This window comes from Weissella sp. DD23 (assembly GCF_001579105.1).
Taxonomy (GTDB): Bacteria; Bacillota; Bacilli; order Lactobacillales; family Lactobacillaceae; genus Weissella; species Weissella cibaria.
The window spans coordinates 1-543 of the sequence record NZ_KQ970443.1; the positions used below are offsets into that span (position 1 = coordinate 1).

1 protein-coding gene and 1 pseudogene are annotated in these 543 nt (G+C 52.1%); both read left to right on the forward strand.

Annotation, left to right across the window (positions count from 1 at the left end; all coding sequences use genetic code 11):
* A partial coding sequence (gene folE / locus WEIDD23_RS12135; protein WP_062359100.1) for a GTP cyclohydrolase I occupies window positions 1–360 on the forward strand: 360 nt, incomplete at its 5' end.
* Window positions 361–543 (forward strand): annotated as a pseudogene (locus WEIDD23_RS12140) (bifunctional folylpolyglutamate synthase/dihydrofolate synthase); the annotation flags it as partial.

Genomic DNA, 543 nt, shown 5'->3' on the forward strand with positions numbered 1-543 from the left:
GTGGTGGCCGACATCCCGTTTTATAGCATGTGTGAGCACCATTTGCTGCCATTCTTTGGGACGGTCACGGTTGCCTACCAACCAAAACAGCAGGTAATCGGGTTGAGCAAAATTCCGCGCCTCGTTGATTGGGCAGCCCGTCGACCAAGCGTCCAAGAAGGTCTAACAACATTGATTGCAGATGAGCTATCGCGCATTGTGTCAGCTGAAGGCGTCGCGGTACACATTTCGGCCCGGCATATGTGCATGGAGATGCGTGGCATTAACCGGCCTGGTACAACCACGACGACTCAAGTCACGCGCGGAATTTTCAAGACGGATGCCATGCTGCGCCAAGAATTTCAACAACAGGTGCACTAAATGCGGACCTATGAAGAAGTACTTAACTTGAAGGACAGCGGTTGGCGCGTTGATGATGCGGGCCGTTTGAATTTTTTGCGCCAGGTGAATAAATGGTTGGGTCAGCCAGACCGGCAACTTCGGATTGTCCATGTGGTTGGAACGAATGGCAAGGGATCGGTTGTTGAGATGACAGCTCGCATA